1 protein-coding gene is annotated in these 1179 nt (G+C 49.9%); it reads left to right on the plus strand.

All coding sequences use genetic code 11. The features are described 5' to 3' along the window. Positions 1-17: 17 nt before the first annotated feature. A complete protein-coding gene (locus tag J5224_RS28945; protein WP_319802505.1) occupies positions 18-1082 on the plus strand; it encodes an acyl-protein synthetase in 1065 nt (354 codons plus the stop codon). The last annotated feature ends 97 nt before the right edge of the window (positions 1083-1179 follow it).

Genomic DNA, 1179 nt, shown 5'->3' on the forward strand with positions numbered 1-1179 from the left:
TGACGCCATTTGATGAGATCCTAACGCACCTGCCTTATTCATTGGCGCGCGATGAAAAACGGGCGCTGATGATGGAGCGCTTACGCGGGCTGACGTTACACCATTATGAGCACTGTGCCGCCTATCGCCGCATCCTCGACGCGCAGGGCACCGATATTGATTCCTTGAATGCGATTGAAGATATTCCGTTGTTGCCCGTTTCATTGTTTAAAAATATCGATTTACTGAGCGTTGAACCGGAGCAGGTGGTGAAAACCATGACATCTTCGGGGACCACCGGGCAGGCCGTATCAAAAATTTACTTAGACAAAGCAACGGCGACCGGCCAGCAAAAGACCTTGGTAAAAATCGTTAATGATTTCCTTGGCACTTCGCGTATGCCTTTACTGATTATCGATTCGCCCTCAGTCATGAAAGATCGCCGTCTGTTTTCTGCGCGCGGTGCCGGCATCTTGGGGTTCTCCATCTTCGGTGCAGACAAAACCTACGCCTTGAATGATGATATGACGCTCAATCTGGATGCGGTGCGCGCGTTTTTGGCGAAACACCAAGGGCGTTCCGTGTTGCTGTTTGGTTTCACGTTTATGGTCTGGCAGCATTTCTACAAATCGCTTTTGGCCTTGGACGAGAAACTGGATCTGTCTGCGGGCATATTGATTCATGGCGGCGGCTGGAAAAAACTGCAATCTGAAGCCGTGTCGCCTGCGGATTTTTCTGCTGCGCTGCATGGTGTATGCGGTATTCCACGCGTTCACGATTACTACGGAATGGTGGAACAAACGGGGTGTATCTATATGCAGTGTGAAGCAGGGCATCTGCATGCCAGTATCTTCTCCGATATTATCATCCGCGATCATCATGATTTTTCTGTATGCCAGCACGGGCAACCCGGCATCATCCAGGTGTTGTCCCTCCTTCCTGAATCCTATCCGGGCCATTCACTCTTGACGGAAGATCAAGGGGTGATTTTAGGTGAGGATGACTGCGTTTGTGGCAGGAAAGGAAAATACTTCAAGATCCTTGGACGCGTAAAAAATGCCGAATTGCGAGGATGCAGTGATACCTATGCCGCACAATTTTGACAATATATCCTTCCTGGTTGGCGACCGCAGTGTGCTTGAACAAATGGTCGAGCAGCGTGCATTGCCTCCGTTTGATGCTCTGGTCATCGATTTTCTT

The organism is Candidatus Symbiopectobacterium sp. NZEC135 (genome assembly GCF_025962695.1).